Here is an 18,947-nt window from a genome sequence, read left to right as displayed (position 1 = left end):
TTTAGCGGCGAATGACGCCGACACTCAAGCCTTCGATCACCAGTTCCTGATCTTTAAGGTTCACTTCGATAGGGGCAAACTCAGGGTTTTCCGCGATCAGCCAGACCTTGCTGCCCTCGCGCTTGAAGCGTTTGACGGTCACTTCGTCACCGATCCGTGCTACTACGATCTGGCCGTTGCGGGCTTCGCGAGTGGTATGGACTGCCAGCAGGTCGCCGTCGAAAATACCAACGTCCTTCATGCTCATGCCATGAACCCGCAGCAGATAATCGGCGCGAGGGTGGAAGAACGCCGGGTTGATGTTGCAGGATTCTTCGACATGTTGCTGGGCAAGGATTGGCGCGCCAGCGGCGACCCGGCCGATGATTGGCAGGGTGGAGTCGTCGGCCTTGGCTTCAAAACCGGGAATGCGAATTCCGCGGGAAGCACCGGGGGTCATCTCGATGGCGCCTTTGCGAGCCAGCGCCTTGAGGTGTTCTTCCGCCGCGTTGGGCGATTTGAAACCCAGTTCCTGAGCGATTTCCGCACGGGTCGGCGGGTAGCCGTTGTCTTCCAGGCAGCGTTTGATGAAGGCCAGAATCTCGGCTTGGCGTGGCGTCAGCTTTAGCATATTGATCGCTCTGTCTTTTTATACAGTGACTGGGATTATATACAGTGAAACGTTCTTGGCAATGCCCCTTTTTTTGCAGCCCGCCAGACGGTCGATCAGCCAGTTGATTGAAGCTTTGCTGTTGTATGGTTAAATGTCTGACCGACCATTCCCAAAACGAACTGCCAGGCTTGACAAGGCACAGGCTGAAACGTATGTTTCAAACAAGTGTTTGTCAGGCGGAGTAGCCATGGCCCAGTCGGAAACCGTTGAACGCATTCTTGATGCTGCCGAGCAGTTGTTCGCGGAAAAAGGTTTCGCTGAAACCTCGTTGCGTCTGATCACCAGCAAGGCCGGTGTCAATCTGGCGGCGGTGAACTATCACTTCGGGTCAAAAAAAGCGCTGATCCAGGCGGTGTTCTCGCGATTCCTCGGGCCGTTCTGCATCAGTCTCGATAAAGAGCTCGAGCGTCGTCAGGCCAAGCCTGAAAACAAACCGACGCTTGAAGAGCTGCTGGAAATTCTCGTAGAGCAAGCCCTGGTGGTCCAGCCACGCAGTGGTAACGATCTGTCGATCTTCATGCGGTTGCTCGGTCTGGCTTTCAGTCAGAGCCAGGGGCATTTGCGTCGTTATCTGGAAGACATGTACGGCAAGGTGTTCCGCCGTTACATGATGCTGGTCAATGAAGCTGCGCCGCGCATTCCGCCGATCGAGTTGTTCTGGCGTGTGCACTTCATGCTCGGGGCCGCAGCGTTCAGCATGTCCGGGATCAAGGCCTTGCGCGCCATTGCCGAGACCGATTTCGGCGTGAATACCTCCATCGAGCAGGTCATGCGTCTGATGGTGCCGTTCCTGGCCGCTGGCATGCGGGCCGAATCCGGTGTCACTGATGCCGCCATGGCCACCGCACAATTGCGTCCACGCAGTAAATCGACACAGGTAGCCGCCAAGGTTTAACCGCTCACGGGTGGGCGCGGCAGCTTACATCCGCTAAGCTAGCCGCCCATGTCGACTCTCGTTCTGAACCTGCTCCCCAGTAATGTCGCCGAACTGCCGGGCACTGCTCATGGCGGCGATTTGGCACGAGCCGGATTTATCGTTATCAAGGAATCTCTATGACTGCTGGCCTGCAAGGCTCGTTGATGGTGGACGTCGCCGGTACCTGGCTGACGGCTGAAGATCGCCAACTGTTGCGGCAGCCCGAAGTGGGTGGCCTGATCATTTTTGCCCGCAACATTGAGCACCCGCGTCAGGTGCGGGAACTGAGCGCATCGATTCGTGCCATTCGCCCCGATCTGCTGCTGGCGGTGGATCAGGAGGGCGGGCGGGTTCAACGGCTGCGCCAGGGATTTATCCGGTTGCCCGCCATGCGTGCGATTGCCGATAACCCGAATGCCGAATACCTGGCTGAGCAATGCGGCTGGATCATGGCCGCCGAGGTGCTGGCGGTTGGCCTGGACCTGAGCTTTGCGCCGGTGCTGGACCTCGATTACCAGCGCAGCGCGGTGGTCGGTACTCGCTCCTTCGAAGGCGACCCGCAGCGTGCAGCGTTGCTGGCTGGCGCATTCATTCGCGGTATGAACAACGCTGGCATGGCGGCCACGGGCAAGCATTTCCCCGGCCACGGTTGGGCTGAGGCGGATTCCCATGTGGCGATCCCGAACGACGAGCGTAGCCTCGACGAAATCCGTGCCAACGACCTGGTGCCGTTCGCCAAATTGAGCAAGCAACTGGCCGCTGTCATGCCGGCCCACGTGATTTACCCGCAAGTCGATTCCCAGCCTGCCGGCTTCTCTCGCCGCTGGTTGCAGGACATTCTGCGTGGTGAGTTGCAGTTCGACGGTGTGATTTTCAGCGATGACCTTTCCATGGCTGGCGCTCATGTCGTTGGCGATGCCGCCAGTCGTATCGAAGCGGCGCTGACGGCGGGTTGCGACATGGGCCTGGTGTGCAATGATCGTGCTGCCGCCGAGCTGGCCCTGAGTGCCGCGCAGCGACTGAAGGTCAAGCCTTCAGCGCGTATCGCGCGGATGCGTGGTCAGTCGTTTGCCAGCACTGAATACCGTCAGGATCCACGTTGGTTGGCTGCGGTCGGTGCGCTGAAAGAGGCTCAGCTGATTGATTGAGTAGACCCCATCGCGAGCAGCCTCGCTCCTACATATTGGCCTGTGTTTAGCCTCAAGAACCAGGCCGACACAAAACCACCGTAGGGTCGAGCCAGCCGCGATAAGGTCGGTTCGGACGCAAAGGATCTCAGCGCTTTTCAAGTTTGTCCGGCAACGGCGCAAACAACGCCTCGATATCATCGTTCTGCAGTTTCCAGTCCCCGGCCTGACGGCCATCCAGTACGCCCGCTGCCAGATCGGATTTTTCCTTCTGCAGGTGCTGGATTTTCTCTTCCACCGTGCCGCGTGCAATCAGCTTGTAGACGAACACCGGCTTTTCCTGGCCAATACGATAGGCACGGTCCGTCGCCTGATTTTCCGTTGCCGGGTTCCACCACGGGTCGTAGTGAATCACGGTGTCTGCTTCCGTCAGGTTCAGGCCAACACCACCTGCCTTCAAACTAATCAGAAAAATCTGACGCTTGCCGCTCTGAAAGTCTTTCACGGGCGTTCGTCGGTCGCGCGTCTGGCCGGTCAACAATGCGTAAGCCACCCCGCGTTTTTTCAGTTCGTCTTCGATCAGCGACAACATGGAAGTGAACTGCGAGAACAGCAAAATCCTTCGGCCTTCCTCAAACAACTCTTCAAGCATCTCCATCAGGCTGTCGAGCTTGCCTGACGTGCTGCCGCGCGCCGGTAGGGTTGCGTCATTGACCAGGCGCAAATCGCAGCACACCTGGCGCAGCTTCAACAGCGCCTCGAGAATGATGATCTGGCTGCGGGCCACGCCTTTGCGGGTAATCTCGTCGCGGACTTTCTTGTCCATGGCCAGGCGCATGGTTTCGTACATGTCGCGCTGGGCTTCGTTGAGCTCGACCCAGTGGATGATTTCGGTTTTCGGCGGCAGTTCGGTGGCCACCTGTTCCTTGGTTCGGCGTAGCAGGAAAGGTTTGATCCGACCGTTGAGGTGCTGAAGCCTTACTTCGCTGGTGCGCTTTTCAATCGGAACGCGGTAATCACGATTGAAGCTTTTCACATCGCCGAGCCAGCCCGGCAGCAGGAAGTGAAACAGCGACCACAGCTCTCCCAAGTGGTTTTCCAGAGGCGTGCCGCTCAAGCACAAACGCTGGCGGGCGTTCAGTTCCCGGGCGGCCTGTGCGGCCTTGCTGTTCGGGTTCTTGATGTATTGCGCTTCATCCAGCACCAATACATGCAGTGGTTGGGAGGCCAGGCGTTCGACATCCTTGGGCAGCAGTGCGTAGGTGGTCAGGATCAGGTCGTAATCCGCCAGGTGCTCGAAATGTTTTTTACGACTGGCGCCGTACAGCGCCAATACTTTGAGCTGCGGCGTGAAGTGCGCCGCTTCGTCGAGCCAGTTGGGGATCAGGCTGGTCGGCATCACCACCATACAAGGGCGGTCAAGGCGGCCGGCGATTTTCTCGGTGAGTATATGCGCCAAGGTTTGTAGGGTTTTACCCAGGCCCATGTCGTCCGCGAGAATCCCGCCAACCTCCAGTTGCCGCAGCGATTGCATCCAGCTCAAGCCTTCGAGCTGATAGGGGCGCAGCGTTGCGTTCAGGCCTTGCGGTGCAGTCGCGGTGTAATCCTTGATGTCCCGCAGGCGCTGGGCAAAGGTACGGATTTGCTCGCCGCCCTCCCAGAGCAGGGGCAGGTCTTCCAGTGGATTCAGGCGCGTGGCATCAGCCTTACTCAGGCGTAAGGTGGTTTCGCCTGGTTCCTGCAGATAGAACTCGCCGAGCGTGGCCAGCACCGGTTTCAGGCGGCCGAAGGGCAGGGCGACTTGCAGTGGGCCGTATTCGGAGTTCGGTCGGTTTGGGATGTTCACCAAGATCAGCTCGTCGTCGCGACGTCGGGCCAGTCGTTCCGGGTTGAGGAGTTCGGTGTGCGAGCGCATCAGGTTCAACAGGATCGGTAGCAGGCTCAGTCGCTCGCCGTTGACGATGATCCCCAGTTCCAGATCGAACCAGTCGCGCTCCGGCGCTTGCTCTACCGTGGCGTACCAATCGTCCACCGCCGTCAGGTCGAAGCCGAAGTCCTCATTGATCTGCAGCTCCCAGCCTTGGGTCCGGAGCTTGGGCAATTCATTGAGGGTGAAGGTCAGCCAGGCGCTGTCATTGACCATCTCGAACAATTCCCCGGCGCTTTCCGGCAGGGCCTTGCTCTGGCGGGTGGCGATTTTGAAACCGAGGATCCGTAACTGTTCGCGGTAGGACTGTTCCACTTCCGGGTGACGTTTTATCCGTAAGGTCTGTGTTTCCTGGCGGATCAGGATGTCAGTGTTTTTCTGCCCGGAAACGTATTCGTCCAGATAGCTGAAAGACAGCGCCGCGCGATGCTGGATATAGCGCTGCATTCGTCCATTGCGCGGCTCGAACGCGCTGAATTCGATGCTCGCCAGCCATAGGCGCGGCACGGGTTGCACGTTGTCCACCATGACTTGCGGCAGTGACTTGGGATTGCGGTTCTCCAGCACGGCCTGGAGTTTTTCCAGCAGCTCGGCGTCTTTGGCTGCGGCGGGGTAGTCGAGGGTTTCCTGCACTTGCAGCAGTACCGCTGCGCAATGTTTGCAGTTGCTGTGAACCGGGCAGGAGCAGATGGCATCAACCATCAGCAGGGTGCCTTTGGCGGACTCACGCAAGCGAATGGTCTGACGGTAAACATTACCGCCAGAGCCTTCGCAGGCCGCGATGATGGTGGCGTCGCCGGCCTCGACGATCCTGACGCGGTTTTCCAGTGCGTAGCGCCGGCCACGCTCCAGGCTCTGTTCCTTGAATCGGCTGACCCAGGAAGGTGCCAGGGGTTTGCTCAGGGTCGCGGACATGGGGACTTCAATCAGTCAGGGACGACTTCAGGGGCTTCCCGTGGAGCGGGCGCCGTCAATGAAGTGATCTTGATCAGCAAGCCGAGGTGGCCGGCGTCGAGGAAGTTCAGTTGGCCGTTTTTGGTATGGCTTTCCTGTTTCAGGCGTTCGCTGGCGGTCACCAGGCCGTCTGCGTTGAACTGGTTGACCCAGAAATCGGCGTCAACATCGGTGAAGCGCCCGAGTTTAAGGTCGAGGGTGCCTTCGATCGGGAACTGGCCGAATTGCTCCTTGCCATCACTGATCGCCACTTTGACCGGTGTTTCGCCAAGTGTCTGCTGCCATGCCTTGTGCATCAGGACGCTGTAGTCGTTGCTGGCGGTGAGCTTTTCCACTTCAGGGTTGAGGCTCGGCGTGCGAAAGCTGTCGGGATCGATGCGCTTGGCGCCAGCATCCCAGTCTTCCGGTGCGGCACGGCTGACAATCGCCGGCACGGCGTTTTGACGGACCAGAATCATTTCGACCTGATACAGGTCATCGGCAAACGCCGTAGGTGCGACCAAAGTCATCAGCAAGGTCAGTGAGCGAAACAGGCGCATGCGGCGTCCTTCAAGCAGTTTTCGGAATGAGGCGCTCGAACAGCGCCTCTACAGTATTAAAGCGCTCTTCCGGGCGCTCCATCGGGACCTGGAACTTAAACATCGTGGCCCCTTCGAATTTGTAGCGTTTTGGCTGGCTCTGGATCAGTTTGATCAGGGTCAACGGGTCCACCGGAGTTTGCGCCGCGAACTCGATGCGCCCACCTTGCGGGCCGCCATCGACTTTCTTGATGCCCAGCAATTCGGCCTGCAATTTCAGGGCGGTGATGCGCATCAGGTTCTTGGTCGGTTCCGGCAGCAAGCCGAAGCGGTCGATCATCTCCACCTGCAAATCCTTGAGGCCTTCCTCATCGGTGGCCGAGGCAATGCGCTTGTAGAGAATCAGGCGGGCGTGAACGTCGGGCAGATAGTCTTCGGGAATCAACGCCGGTACGCGCAAGTTGACTTCCGGACCACCGCCCAGCGGTTGATCGAGGTTCGGCTGCTCGCCCTTGCGGATCGACTTCACCGCGCGCTCGAGCATTTCCATGTACAGCGTGAAGCCGACCGCCTGGATTTGCCCGCTCTGGCCGTCACCGAGCAATTCGCCGGCGCCACGGATCTCCAGGTCATTGGTGGCGAGCACGAAGCCCGCGCCGAGGTCCTGGGTGTTGGCAATCGCTTCCAGTCGCTTTTCCGCGTCCGCGGTGATCTGCTGGCGCGGCGGCGTCAGCAGGTAGGCGTACGCCTGGTGGTGACTGCGTCCGACCCGGCCGCGCAACTGGTGCAGTTGCGCCAGGCCGAACTTGTCGGCACGCTCGATGATGATGGTGTTGGCGCTCGGCACGTCGATGCCGGTCTCGATGATGGTCGAGGCGATCAGTACGTTGAAGCGCTTGTGGTAGAAGTCGCTCATCACCTGTTCGAGTTCGCGTTCGCGCATCTGCCCGTGACCGATGCCGATCCGTGCTTCCGGTACCAGCTCGGCGAGGTCGGCGGCGCATTTCTCGATGGTCTTCACGTCATTGTGCAGGTAATAAACCTGGCCGCCACGCAGCAGTTCACGCAGCAGGGCTTCTTTGACCGTGCTCTTGTTCTGCTCCATGACAAACGTGCGAACCGACAGGCGTCGGGCCGGTGGCGTGGCGATGATCGACAGGTCGCGCATGCCCGACACCGCCATGTTCAGCGTGCGCGGAATCGGCGTGGCGGTCAGGGTCAGGATATCGACTTCACTGCGCAGGGCCTTGAGCTGTTCTTTCTGACGCACGCCGAAACGGTGTTCTTCGTCGATGATCACAAGGCCGAGGTTTTTGATCTTCACGTCGTCCTGCAACAGCTTGTGCGTGCCGATGACGATGTCGATCTTGCCTTCGGCCAAATCCGCCACGGCTGCGTTGACTTCTTTGGTCGACTTGAAGCGGCTCATCACTTCCACGGTCACCGGCCAGTCGGCAAAGCGGTCGCGGAAGCTGTTGTAGTGTTGTTGGGCGAGCAGGGTGGTCGGCACCAGAATCGCCACCTGGCGACCGCCATGCACGGCGATAAACGCGGCGCGCATCGCCACTTCGGTCTTGCCGAAGCCGACGTCCCCGCACACCAGTCGATCCATCGGTTTGGGCGCGAGCATGTCTTCGCGCACGGCTTCGATGGTGGTTTGCTGGTCGGGGGTTTCTTCGAACGGGAAACCGGCGCTGAAGGTCGCGTAGTCGGCTTTCGGGTCGGCAAAGGCATAGCCTTCACGGGCGGCGCGGCGGGCATAGATGTCGAGCAGCTCGGCCGCGACGTCCCTCACCTGCTCGGCCGCTTTGCGCTTGGCTTTCTGCCAGGTTTCGGAGCCGAGGCGATGTAGCGGGGCCAGTGCGTCGTCGCTGCCGGTGTAACGGGCGATCAAGTGCAGGTTGGCCACCGGCACGTAAAGCTTGGCGCCCTCGGCGTATTCCAGGGCGAGGAACTCGGCGGCCTGGCTGTCGATTTCCAGGGTCGCGAGACCGAGGTAGCGACCGACGCCGTGGTCGATATGCACCACCGGCGCGCCTTCGCGCAACTCGGTGAGGTTCTTGATGACGGCGTCGTTGTTGGCGTCGGCGCGTTTTTCGCGGCGACGGCGTTGCATCACACGCTGACCGAACAGCGGGCTTTCGGCCACCAGCGCCAAGGCGGGGTCGTCCAGCAACAAGCCTTCATCCAGCGGCGCGATGGTGATCGCCAGGCGTTCTTTGCCAGCGACAAAGTCCGGCCAGCTGTCGACGGTCTTCGGACGCAGCTTCAAGCGTTCCAGCAGTTCCAGCAGCACTTCGCGACGGCCCGCAGATTCGGCGGTGAACAACACGCGACCGGGGAACTCGTCGAGGAATCCGGCCAGTGCCGCCAATGGCTGGGTGGCCTTGGCTTCGATCGCCAGGTTCGGCAACTCGCGAGCGGGGAAGCGCTCGCGGCCAACGCCGCTTTCTACATCCTGTTGACTGGCCACCACCCGCGGCCAGTTTTTCAGGCGCGCGAAGCAGTCTTCCACCGGCAGGAACAGTTCGGCGGGCGGTAATAAAGGACGGGACGGATCGACGCGGCGCTCTTCATAGCGATTGCGCACGTCATTCCAGAAGTTTTCTGCCGCTTGTTCGATGCCTGGCAGGGAAAACACTTGTGTGTCCTGGGGCAAGTAATCGAACAGAGTCGAAGTTTCTTCGAAAAACAGTGGCAGGTAGTACTCGATACCGGCGGGGGTAATTCCGCTGCTCAAGTCCTGAAAGATCGGGCAGCGACGGAAATCGACATCGAAGCGCTCGCGAAAGCGTGCCTTGAAACGGGTGACCGCTTCTTTTTGCAGCGGGAATTCCTTGGCCGGCAGCAGCTTGACCGATTCGACTTTGTCGATGGAACGCTGGTTCTCCGGATCGAAGGTGCGCAGGGTTTCGATTTCGTCGTCGAACAGGTCGATCCGGTAAGGCAGTTTGCTGCCCATCGGAAATAGATCGATCAGCGAGCCGCGCACGGTGAATTCGCCATGCTCATAAACGGTATCGACGTATCGATAACCGGTGGCTTCGAGGCGGGTGCGCATTTGTTCGACGTCGAGCTTTTGGCCGACGTCCAGCACCAGGCTGCTGCCGAGCAAAAACTTGGTCGGCGCCAATCGGTGCAGGGCGGTGGTGATCGGCACCACTAATACGCCATGACTCAGCTCCGGCAATCTATAAAGAGCCGAGATGCGCTGGGAAATGATGTCCTGGTGCGGCGAGAACAGGTCGTAGGGCAGGGTTTCCCAGTCAGGGAAATGCAGCACAGGCAAATCCGGGGCGAAGAAACCCAGCTCCTGTTCCAGTCGTTCGGCACTTTGGCTGTCGGCTGTAAGCAGCAGGGTAAAGCGCTTGGCAGCGCTGGCGGCCTCGGCGATGGCCAGGCTCAGGGCGGCACCGGGCAGGTTGCCCCAGTGCTGTTTACCTGCCGCAGCAGGGAGAAGCGGTAGACGCAGAACGGGCACGGAAGGTTGAGCTCCAAGCGTTGCGACAAAGTCGGTAATTGTAGCGGTCCGGAGTGCCGCCTGTCAGTTGCTGACTGTGTCTATTACGCAGGTTTGGCGAAATGTAGTGGTAAAGACAAAAAACCTCGGTTTTTTCCCGGAAAAAGCCAATTATGTAGTGGTAAAACGAAAGGGTGTTACGGAGGGTTACGGACAACGTAGCGATCCCTCCAAAAAATTGACTCTTCTGAAAGCCCCGGTTTTACTGGGTTTTAGCGCCGTGCAAATTTTTTGAACAGGAAAATGTTACTGATCGCACGACAGGCGCGCATTGCTACACGCGTCACTCGGCGGCATAATGTAGCCCCTTTTTTCTGCCCCTACATGTGGAAGGTTCCCGTGACTCAGAAGCCCGACCAGTGTCTTGGTGAATGGATCGACCGTGAAGCACTCGCAGAAGCGATGATTCCGCTTATCGGTCAGCTCTACCGCAATAACAACGTGGTGAGCTCGATCTATGGCCGCAGCCTGATCAATCGTTCAGTCATTGCGATTCTCAAAGCTCACCGCTTTGCTCGTCACCGTCAGTCCGACGACAGCGAGCTGTCCGTCCACGAAACATTCCCGCTGCTCAAGGCAATGAGCGAGCTCAAGCTCGGCGCCGCTTCGGTCGACCTGGGCAAGCTGGCGGCCAAATTCAAGGCCGAAGGCAATGGCCGTACTGCCGAGCAGTTCGTCCGTGAAGAACTGGCTGACGTGGTTGGTCAGCAGAACGCTTGCGCCCGTAAAGGCACCGACGTTGTCCTGTACGGCTTCGGTCGTATCGGCCGCCTGCTGGCGCGCATCCTGATCGAGAAAACCGGTGGTGGCGACGGCCTGCGTCTGCGCGCCATCGTGGTCCGCAAGGGTGCCGAGAACGATCTGGTCAAACGTGCCAGCCTGCTGCGCCGTGATTCGGTACATGGTCCGTTCGACGGCACCATCACCATCGACGAAGCCAACAACACCATCACCGCCAACGGCAACCTGATCCAGGTTATCTACGCCAAGAGCCCGGCCGAAGTCGACTACACCCAGTACGGCATCGAAAACGCTCTGATCGTCGACAACACCGGTGTATGGCGTGACGCCGATGGTCTGGGCCAACACCTTGCCTGCCCTGGCGCTGCCCGCGTAATCCTCACCGCACCTGGCAAAGGCGCGCTGAAGAACATCGTACACGGCATCAACCACGGCGAAATCACCCCTGACGACAAGATCATCTCGGCCGCTTCCTGCACCACCAACGCCATCGTGCCGGTGCTGAAAGCTGTGAATGACAAGTACGGCATCGTCAACGGCCACGTCGAAACCGTTCACTCGTTCACCAACGACCAGAACCTGATCGACAACTTCCACAAAGGCAGCCGTCGTGGCCGCGCCGCGCCGCTGAACATGGTCATCACCGAGACCGGTGCTGCCACCGCAGCCGCCAAGGCACTGCCAGTGTTGAAGGGCAAGCTGACCGGTAACGCGATTCGCGTTCCTACGCCGAACGTGTCGATGGCTATCCTGAACCTGAACCTGGAAAAAGCCACGACTCGCGAAGAGATCAACGAGTACCTGCGCCAGATGGCCATGCACTCGGATCTGCACAAGCAGATCGACTACGTCAGCTCCCAGGAAGTGGTTTCCACCGACTTCGTTGGCTCGCGCCACGCAGGCGTTGTGGACGCTGAAGCAACCATCACCCAAGACAACCGCGTTGTTCTGTACGTTTGGTACGACAACGAATTCGGTTACAGCTGCCAGGTGGTTCGCGTGATGGAAGACATGGCCGGTGTAAACCCGCCAGCATTCCCGCGCTAAGCCTTAGCCGCACATGAAGCGCCCCGACTTTGGTCGGGGCGTTTTTGTTTGTGCGCGGGAGCCGGTTCGCGATGACGCTCTGTCAGGCGCCGCCTTTTCTGATATGGGCATGCATAATGTCTGGCTTCGGTGGTGTGTCAGGGGGGGCGGGAATTGTTGATGGGGCGAGTAGGTGTTTTCGTGTTGCTGTTTGGCCTGCTGTCCGGCTGCGGCGATGGCGACTCCATGGAAAGCTTCGGCGGTCCGACCATGGGCAGCACTTGGTCGATCAAATACGTGCGCCAGGCCGGCGCTCCCCATCAAGAAGAAGTCCGGGGCGAGGTCGAAAAGATCCTGGCCGACGTTGACTGGCAAATGTCGACCTACCGCAGCGACTCTGATATCGAGCGTTTCAACCAATTACCCGCCAACCGATGTCAGAAAATGCCCGCGTCGATCCTCGAGTTGGTCCGCGTTGGCGAGCAGTTGTCAGTGCAAAGCGACGGCTCCTTCGATTTGACGGTGGCGCCGTTGCTCAATCTCTGGGGCTTCGGCCCGCAGGCGCGTGAGGATAAAGTCCCGACGGCGCAAGCGCTCGCCGACGCGCGTCAGCGGGTCGGTCATGGCCACCTGCGCATTGATGGTAATCAGCTGTGCAAGGATGCAGCGGTCGAAGTCGATTTCAACAGCATTGCTGCCGGCTATGCGGTGGACACGATTGCCGCGAAGCTCGAGGCGCTGGGGATTCACAACTTTCTTGTCGAAGTGACCGGCGAACTCAAGGCGTCCGGCATGAAACCCGACGGCTCGCCGTGGCGCATTGCCCTGGAAGAACCTCGCGATGATCAGCAAGTGGCCGAGCGCATCGTCGCCATTGATGCTTATGGACTCTCCACGTCAGGCGACTACCGCAATTATTTCGTGCAGGGTGGCAAGCGTTATTCCCACACCTTCGATGCCCGCACCGGTGCGCCGGTCTCACACGCCCTGGCCTCGGTCACGGTGATTCATCCTTCCGCGTTAATGGCCGATGGCTTATCAACGCTGTTGCTGATTCTCGGTCCGGAGCGCGGTTGGGACTACGCGGAAAAACACGACGTTGGCGCATTTTTTGTCATTCGTGCCGATACAGGTTTCGTCACACGTACCAGTCACGCTTTTGAACGCCTCAGCGCTGGAAAAACTGAATGACTGCGGCGATTGAAGCATTGAAAAGTGGCGTTGTAGTGCAGGCAAAACTAGCCTACGACGCGACCAAGGGTTAATGTGCGCGGCGTTGACGCTTCTATAGACTGTGTCCGGGTTCTGCACTGGCCCCAAATTGTTCCTTCATGCCACAGATTGGCGTGATTTAGCCGCAGGTGCCGATGGCGCCGCGGCCTGTTCTGAGGAGTACGCATGGCTGTCTACAACTACGACGTGGTGGTGTTGGGTTCCGGCCCGGCGGGAGAAGGCGCGGCAATGAACGCCGCCAAGGCAGGGCGCAAGGTCGCGATGGTCGACAGCCGTCGCCAGGTCGGCGGCAACTGCACTCACTTGGGCACCATCCCGTCCAAGGCACTGCGTCACTCGGTCCGGCAGATCATGCAGTTCAACACCAACCCGATGTTCCGGGCCATTGGTGAGCCGCGCTGGTTCTCGTTCCCGGACGTGTTGAAAAGCGCTGAAAAAGTTATCTCCAAGCAAGTCGCGTCGCGCACCGGCTATTACGCCCGTAACCGCGTCGACGTGTTCTTCGGCACCGGCAGCTTCGCCGACGAGCAAACCATCGAAGTGGTCTGCGCCAACGGCGTGGTCGAGAAACTGGTGGCCAAGCACATCATCATCGCCACCGGCTCGCGTCCGTATCGCCCGGCGGACATCGATTTCCACCACCCGCGTATCTACGATAGCGACACCATCCTCAGCCTCGGTCACACCCCGCGCAAACTCATCGTTTACGGCGCTGGCGTAATCGGTTGCGAATACGCATCGATCTTCAGTGGTCTGGGTGTATTGGTCGAGCTGGTGGACAACCGCGGCCAGTTGCTGAGCTTCCTCGACTCGGAAATTTCCCAGGCGTTGAGCTACCACTTCAGCAACAACAACATCACCGTGCGCCACAACGAAGACTACGACCGCGTCGAAGGCGTGGACAACGGCGTGATCCTGCACCTCAAGTCTGGCAAGAAGATCAAGGCCGACGCCTTGCTCTGGTGCAACGGCCGTACCGGCAATACCGATCAGCTAGGCCTGGAAAACATCGGCGTGAAGGTCAATGGCCGTGGCCAGATCGAAGTCGACGAAAACTACCGCACCGGCATCCAGAATATTTATGGCGCCGGTGACGTGATCGGCTGGCCAAGCCTGGCCAGTGCGGCTCACGACCAGGGTCGTTCCGCCGCTGGCAGCATCGTCGACAACGGCAGCTGGCGCTTCGTCAACGACGTGCCGACCGGCATCTACACCATTCCGGAGATCAGCTCGATCGGCAAGAACGAGCAGGAGCTGACCCAGGCCAAGGTGCCGTACGAAGTGGGCAAGGCGTTCTTCAAGAGCATGGCGCGTGCGCAGATCGCCGGCGAGCCGCAAGGCATGCTGAAGATTCTGTTCCACCGTGAGACTCTCGAAGTGCTGGGCGTGCACTGCTTCGGTTATCAGGCGTCGGAGATCGTGCACATCGGCCAGGCGATCATGAACCAGCCGGGCGAATTGAACACGTTGAAGTACTTCGTCAACACCACGTTCAACTACCCGACCATGGCTGAAGCCTACCGGGTAGCGGCGTACGACGGCCTCAACCGGCTTTTTTGAGCGGCTCCGGCCGGTGGCCTGAGCCGGCCGGGGAGACCGATTTCAGCAATTCTCGAGCGTGGCAGTGGCCAAACCGGGAAAGTCTGTAATCAGGCTGTCAACGCCGAAGTCGGCGAGTCTGCGCATCAGCGCAGGCTCGTTGACTGTCCACACCGACACATGCAGCCCCTGGCGCTGCGCCTTCTGCAGGCGTTCCGGCGTACACAGGGTCCAGTTCAGCGCCAGAATTTCACAGCCATAGCTTTGCGCGACCTTCAGCGGGTCGAGCCAGGCGTACTCGGCCACCAGTCCGCGGGAAACGTCCGGCACCAGGTCCAGCGCTGCCTTCAGCACTTCGCGGGAGCTCGAGGTGATTGTCACCTTGTCGAGCAAGTCATGACGTTGCGCCATTTCGCGAATCGCCAGCACGGTGGTCGCGGCGCGGGTGCGTGAAGCGCTTTTGACTTCCAGTTGCCAGTGCTCGAAGTCGCATTGCTCGAACAATTGCTCCAACGTCGGGATCGGGCACGGCGTGATCCAGCCCGGGCCGCCCTTGCGCGCGTCGTAAGTCACCAGATCGGCTGCCGTGTGCTCGGCGACCTTGCCGCGCCGGTCGGTGGTGCGCTTGAGCGTCGGGTCGTGGATGACCATCAACTCGCCGTCCTTGGACAGGTGCAAGTCCAGTTCGCAGCGACGCACGCCGTGCTTGAGACATTCCTGAAAACTGGTCAGGGTATTTTCCGGTGCTTCGCCCTTGGCGCCGCGATGGCCGTAGATGAGGGTCACGGTTCTTCCTTAAATTAATTGCCTGATTCGAGTTGTTCGCGGGCCAGGCGTCGTTCCTGGGCCTGCTTCTGCAAGATGTGTCGGGCCAACAGTTGCCGCTGGGCGTCGGTCAGGTGTTCGAACTCGGTGCCGACGTCATAACCATCACCCTTGCGGTCGCAGTGGGTGACGCGAGCGCGCAACAGCAACCCCAAGGCCTGGGGCATCAGCACCAGCTTGACCGACAGGCGAGAACCGGCGGCAATTGGCGTAGGGTGCTGGAAGTCGATGCCACCCTCGGAGATGATCACTGGCTGCGGTTCGCCAATTTGCCCGAGTACCGTCAGGGCGATGACCTGGCTCAGCAAATCGATGCGCTTGTTCTGGGCTTTCAGGAACGCGGCGATGTTGCGGTCGCGCTCATTGATTTGGCGCAACAGGTGCTGCGACTCGAATTCGCTCAGGTGCAATTCGCTGAGCAGGTTGAAGAGTGGGGAAGCATCCTGCAACACTTCCTGGCCTGTGGCTTCGGTAGCGGACAGGGGCCGAATTTCCAGTGCGATCGTGTCCTCGATACGGTAGTATTCGCGGCGATCTTCTTCATCTAATGTCGACATGGCGAACCCATGGTAGCGGCGGTGGTCTGAGTGTAAAGCTGGTTATCGACCCCCGCCACAAGGACGTTCCTTTTCCCTCCGAACAAGCCCCGACATGTTCAGACCTCTCTTCGTATTTATCGGCACGCGTTACACCCGTGCAAAGCGTCGCAATCATTTTGTGTCATTCATTTCCCTGACTTCGATGATCGGGCTCGCCCTTGGCGTGGTCGTGATGATCGTCGTGCTGTCGGTCATGAACGGCTTCGATCATGAGATGCGTACCCGCGTGCTGGGCATGGTGCCCCACGCGACCATCGAATCCGGTGAAGCCATCAGCGATTGGCAAAGCCTGGCCACCAAGGTCAAGCAGAACCCGCAGGTGACGGCCGTGGCGCCGTTCACGCAAATGCAGGGTTTGTTGACCAACAACGGCAAAGTCTCGAAAGTCCTGCTCAATGCCATCGACCCGGCGCTGGAGCGTCAGGTGTCGATCATTGATCACTTCATGCAGCAGGGCAAACTCGACGATCTGGTGCCAGGCGAGTTCGGCATCGTCATCGGCGACAAGGCCGCGGCAAAGCTCGGTGCGGCGATTGGCGATAAGCTGACGTTCGTGGCGCCTGAAGTCACCGTGACCCCGGCCGGCATGTTCCCGCGCATGAAGCGTTTTACCGTAGTGGGCATCTTCCATGTCGGCGCGGGCGAGATCGATGGCTACCTCGGCATCACCAACCTTCAGGACCTGGCGCGCCTGCATCGCTGGAAACCGGATCAGGTCCAGGGCCTGCGCCTGAAGTTCGATGACCTGTTCCAGGCACCGCGTACCGCGTGGAATATCGCCCGGGACCTCGGCGAAGATCATTTCTACGCCCGCGACTGGACGCGTACCCACGGCAACCTGTATCAGGCGATCCGCATGGAAAAAGCCATGATCGGCCTGCTGTTGCTGCTGATCGTTGCCGTCGCCGCCTTCAACATCATTTCCACGCTGGTGATGGTGGTGAACGACAAGAAAGGCGATATCGCGATCCTGCGCACACTGGGCGCCACGCCGGGCACGATCATGCGCACGTTCATGGTGCAAGGCACGGTCATCGGTGTGGTGGGTACCGCCATCGGCGCGGTGGTCGGGATCTTCGCCGCGTTGAACGTCAGTGCCGCGATCTCGGCCCTCGAAGGCTTGATCGGGCACAAGTTCCTCAATGCCGACGTGTATTTCATCGATTACCTGCCGTCGCAAGTGCAGAGCCAGGATGTTGTGATGGTCTGCTCTGCGGCGTTGGTCCTGAGTTTCCTCGCCACCCTGTATCCAGCCTGGCGTGCCGCGCGCACCCAGCCTGCGGAGGCGCTACGTTATGAGTGAGTCGGGCATGAGTGATAAAGCAATCTTGAGCTGCCGCAACCTGGGCAAATCCTACGAGGAAGGCCCGGAGTCGGTGGAAGTGTTGGCCGGCCTGCAACTGGAGTTGCACCCGGGTGAGCGCGTGGCGATTGTCGGTACCTCGGGTTCGGGCAAGAGTACCTTGCTCAACTTGCTGGGGGGCCTCGATACGCCGACCAAGGGCAGCGTCTGGCTCGACGGCGAAGAACTCTCGGCCCTCAGCGAAAAGAAACGCGGTCTGCTGCGAAATCGGTCGCTGGGTTTCGTCTACCAGTTTCACCATTTGCTGCCGGAATTCACCGCCCTGGAAAACGTCTGCATGCCGCTGCTGATCGGCAAGACTGCGATTCCTGAAGCGCGCCAGCGTGCCACGGCGTTGCTGGAGCGGGTAGGGCTCGGCCATCGCCTTGAGCACAAGCCGGCCGAGTTGTCCGGCGGCGAGCGTCAGCGTGTGGCCATCGCCCGCGCCCTGGTGAACAAGCCGGGCCTGGTGATGCTCGACGAGCCAACCGGCAACCTTGACTCCCACACCGCCCAGGGCATTCAGGATTTGATGCTGGAACTCAGCACCTCGATGCGCACGGCGTTCCTGGTGGTGACCCACGACATGAACCTCGCCCGCCAGATGGACCGCGTCCTGCACTTGCAGGAAGGTTGCCTGACGGCTATCTGACGGATTGAAACCCGATGCCTGAAAAGGCCTCGGGTCTTTATTTTTATACGGTGCCCCAGCGAATGTTCAGACCGTTATCGATCTTTATCGGCACGCGCTATACCCGCGCCAAGCGCCGCAATCGCTTCGTTTCTTTCATCTCGATGACTTCGATGATCGGCCTCGCCCTGGGTGTGCTGGCGATGATCGTGGTGCTGTCGGTAATGAACGGCTTCCAGCGTGAAATGAGCTCGCGCATCCTCGGCATGGTGCCGCACGCGACCATCGTCGGTGTTAACCCTATCGACGATTGGCAGCCCGTTGCGGCGGCCGCGATGAAAAACCCGGAAGTCACGGCAGCGGTGCCGTTCACCGAGATGGAAGGCATGCTGTCCTATAAGGGCACGATGCAGCCGATCCAGGTCAGCGGCGTTGATCCGGCGCTGGAAGGCCAGGTGTCGATCGTCGCCAAGCACATCGTCCAGGGGCGTCTCGATGCCTTGAAACCGGGTGAGTTTGGCGTGGTGATCGGCGAGATCACGGCGCGCCGCTTTCGCTTGAACGTCGGTGACAAGATCACCCTGATCGTGCCGGAAATCAGCACGGCGCCGGGCGGGATTACCCCGCGCATGCAGCGCTTGAACGTGGTCGGTGTGTTCAAGGTCGGCGCCGAGCTGGATGGCTCGATGGCGCTGATCCACGTTGCCGATGCTGCGCAGATGCAGCACTGGGAGCCGAATCAGGTGCAGAGCGTGCGCCTGGCGGTGAAAGATTTGTACGCTGCGCCAAAGGTGTCGGGTGACATCGCCACCGGGCTCGGCGCCGCTTACAAGGCCGATGACTGGACTCACACCCAAGGCAGCCTGTTTAGCGCGATGAAGATGGAAAAAACCATGATCGGCCTGCTGTTGCTGATGATCGTCGCGGTGGCGGCGTTCAACATCATCGCCACCCTGATCATGGTGGTGAACGACAAGGGCGCGGACATCGCGATCCTGCGCACCATCGGTGCTACGCCCCGGCAGATCATGGCGATCTTCATGGTGCAGGGCACGGTCATCGGTATCGTCGGCACCTTGATTGGCGGGGTGCTCGGCGTGATTGCCGCGCTGAACGTCAGTCAGATCGTGGGCTGGATCGAGCGAGTCAGCGGCCAGCACATCTTCAGTTCCGACGTGTATTTCGTCAGCAACTTGCCGTCTGAATTGCAGGGTGCGGATGTGGTGTTGATTTGCTCGGCGGGGTTTGTCTTGAGCTTCCTGGCCACCCTTTACCCGGCGTGGCGGGCGGCGAAGATCGAGCCGGCTCATGCGCTGAGATATTCGTAATCTTTAGCCGTTATCGCGGGCAAGCCAGCTCCCACAGGGATTGAAGTCGCTCACTCAGGTGTGATTCAA

14 protein-coding genes are annotated in these 18,947 nt (G+C 59.8%); 8 read left to right on the top strand and 6 right to left on the bottom strand.

The window, feature by feature from the left end; translation table 11 throughout:
- Window position 1: 1 nt before the first annotated feature.
- Window positions 2-610, bottom strand: a complete 609-nt coding sequence (gene lexA, locus KHO07_RS18805) for a transcriptional repressor LexA (protein ID WP_150733289.1) — start codon at window positions 608-610, stop codon at window positions 2-4.
- A 229-nt stretch (window positions 611-839) separates the two neighbouring features.
- Between lexA and KHO07_RS18800 the strand changes: the two genes are divergently transcribed.
- Together KHO07_RS18800 and nagZ are read left to right on the top strand one after the other, a co-directional pair.
- Window positions 840-1,547, top strand: a complete 708-nt coding sequence (locus tag KHO07_RS18800) for a TetR/AcrR family transcriptional regulator (RefSeq protein ID WP_150733290.1) — start codon at window positions 840-842, stop codon at window positions 1,545-1,547.
- A gap of 158 nt (window positions 1,548-1,705) precedes the next feature.
- Window positions 1,706-2,716, top strand: coding sequence for a beta-N-acetylhexosaminidase (nagZ, locus tag KHO07_RS18795; RefSeq protein ID WP_212625186.1), 1,011 nt, complete (start codon window positions 1,706-1,708; stop codon window positions 2,714-2,716).
- Window positions 2,717-2,843: 127 nt separating this feature from the next.
- On the opposite strand, the gene KHO07_RS18790 is transcribed toward nagZ, so the two are convergent.
- From KHO07_RS18790 to mfd, 3 genes are read right to left on the bottom strand one after another with little or no spacing between them, the layout of a single operon-like run.
- Window positions 2,844-5,537, bottom strand: coding sequence for a DEAD/DEAH box helicase (locus KHO07_RS18790; protein ID WP_212625185.1), 2,694 nt, complete (start codon window positions 5,535-5,537; stop codon window positions 2,844-2,846).
- Window positions 5,538-5,548: 11 nt separating this feature from the next.
- Window positions 5,549-6,115, bottom strand: a complete 567-nt coding sequence (locus KHO07_RS18785) for a CsiV family protein (RefSeq protein WP_056857024.1) — start codon at window positions 6,113-6,115, stop codon at window positions 5,549-5,551.
- A gap of 10 nt (window positions 6,116-6,125) precedes the next feature.
- The gene (gene mfd, locus KHO07_RS18780; protein WP_212625184.1) at window positions 6,126-9,575 is read right to left on the bottom strand and encodes a transcription-repair coupling factor; all 3,450 of its coding nucleotides are present in this window, start codon (window positions 9,573-9,575) and stop codon (window positions 6,126-6,128) included.
- Window positions 9,576-9,938: 363 nt separating this feature from the next.
- Between mfd and KHO07_RS18775 the strand changes: the two genes are divergently transcribed.
- The 3 genes from KHO07_RS18775 to sthA all read left to right on the top strand — a co-directional run bounded on the left by KHO07_RS18775 (window position 9,939) and on the right by sthA (window position 14,174).
- Entirely contained in the window at window positions 9,939-11,402 is a 1,464-nt protein-coding gene (locus KHO07_RS18775) for a glyceraldehyde-3-phosphate dehydrogenase (RefSeq protein WP_150733294.1), read from the top strand.
- A 159-nt stretch (window positions 11,403-11,561) separates the two neighbouring features.
- Complete coding sequence (locus tag KHO07_RS18770) at window positions 11,562-12,572, top strand: FAD:protein FMN transferase (RefSeq protein ID WP_212625183.1); 1,011 nt, start codon at window positions 11,562-11,564, stop codon at window positions 12,570-12,572.
- Between the two features lie 207 nt (window positions 12,573-12,779).
- A complete protein-coding gene (gene sthA, locus KHO07_RS18765; RefSeq protein WP_053161582.1) occupies window positions 12,780-14,174 on the top strand; it encodes a Si-specific NAD(P)(+) transhydrogenase in 1,395 nt (464 codons plus the stop codon).
- A 42-nt stretch (window positions 14,175-14,216) separates the two neighbouring features.
- Here the strand turns inward: sthA and KHO07_RS18760 are convergent, their stop codons facing one another.
- Both KHO07_RS18760 and KHO07_RS18755 read right to left on the bottom strand, forming a co-directional pair.
- Entirely contained in the window at window positions 14,217-14,939 is a 723-nt protein-coding gene (locus KHO07_RS18760; RefSeq protein WP_212625182.1) for a glycerophosphodiester phosphodiesterase family protein, read from the bottom strand.
- Window positions 14,940-14,953: 14 nt separating this feature from the next.
- The gene (locus KHO07_RS18755) at window positions 14,954-15,535 is read right to left on the bottom strand and encodes a PilZ domain-containing protein (RefSeq protein ID WP_150733297.1); all 582 of its coding nucleotides are present in this window, start codon (window positions 15,533-15,535) and stop codon (window positions 14,954-14,956) included.
- A 94-nt stretch (window positions 15,536-15,629) separates the two neighbouring features.
- On the opposite strand from KHO07_RS18755, the gene KHO07_RS18750 reads away from it, so the two are divergent.
- The 3 genes from KHO07_RS18750 (at window position 15,630) to KHO07_RS18740 (ending at window position 18,878) form a co-directional block, all read left to right on the top strand.
- Window positions 15,630-16,880: a lipoprotein-releasing ABC transporter permease subunit gene (locus KHO07_RS18750; RefSeq protein WP_212625181.1), complete on the top strand. Its 1,251-nt coding sequence runs from the start codon at window positions 15,630-15,632 to the stop codon at window positions 16,878-16,880.
- Window positions 16,881-16,887: 7 nt separating this feature from the next.
- Entirely contained in the window at window positions 16,888-17,571 is a 684-nt protein-coding gene (gene lolD / locus KHO07_RS18745; protein WP_191635216.1) for a lipoprotein-releasing ABC transporter ATP-binding protein LolD, read from the top strand.
- Between the two features lie 62 nt (window positions 17,572-17,633).
- On the top strand, window positions 17,634-18,878 hold the full coding sequence (locus KHO07_RS18740) for a lipoprotein-releasing ABC transporter permease subunit (RefSeq protein ID WP_150733300.1): 1,245 nt from the start codon (window positions 17,634-17,636) through the stop codon (window positions 18,876-18,878).
- The last annotated feature ends 69 nt before the right edge of the window (window positions 18,879-18,947 follow it).

The sequence above is a fragment of the Pseudomonas sp. PP3 genome, from assembly GCF_905336995.1.
GTDB lineage: Bacteria > Pseudomonadota > Gammaproteobacteria > Pseudomonadales > Pseudomonadaceae > Aquipseudomonas > Aquipseudomonas reinekei.
Note: the sequence above shows the minus strand (reverse complement) of the source record. Positions and strands in the feature narration are given on the sequence as shown.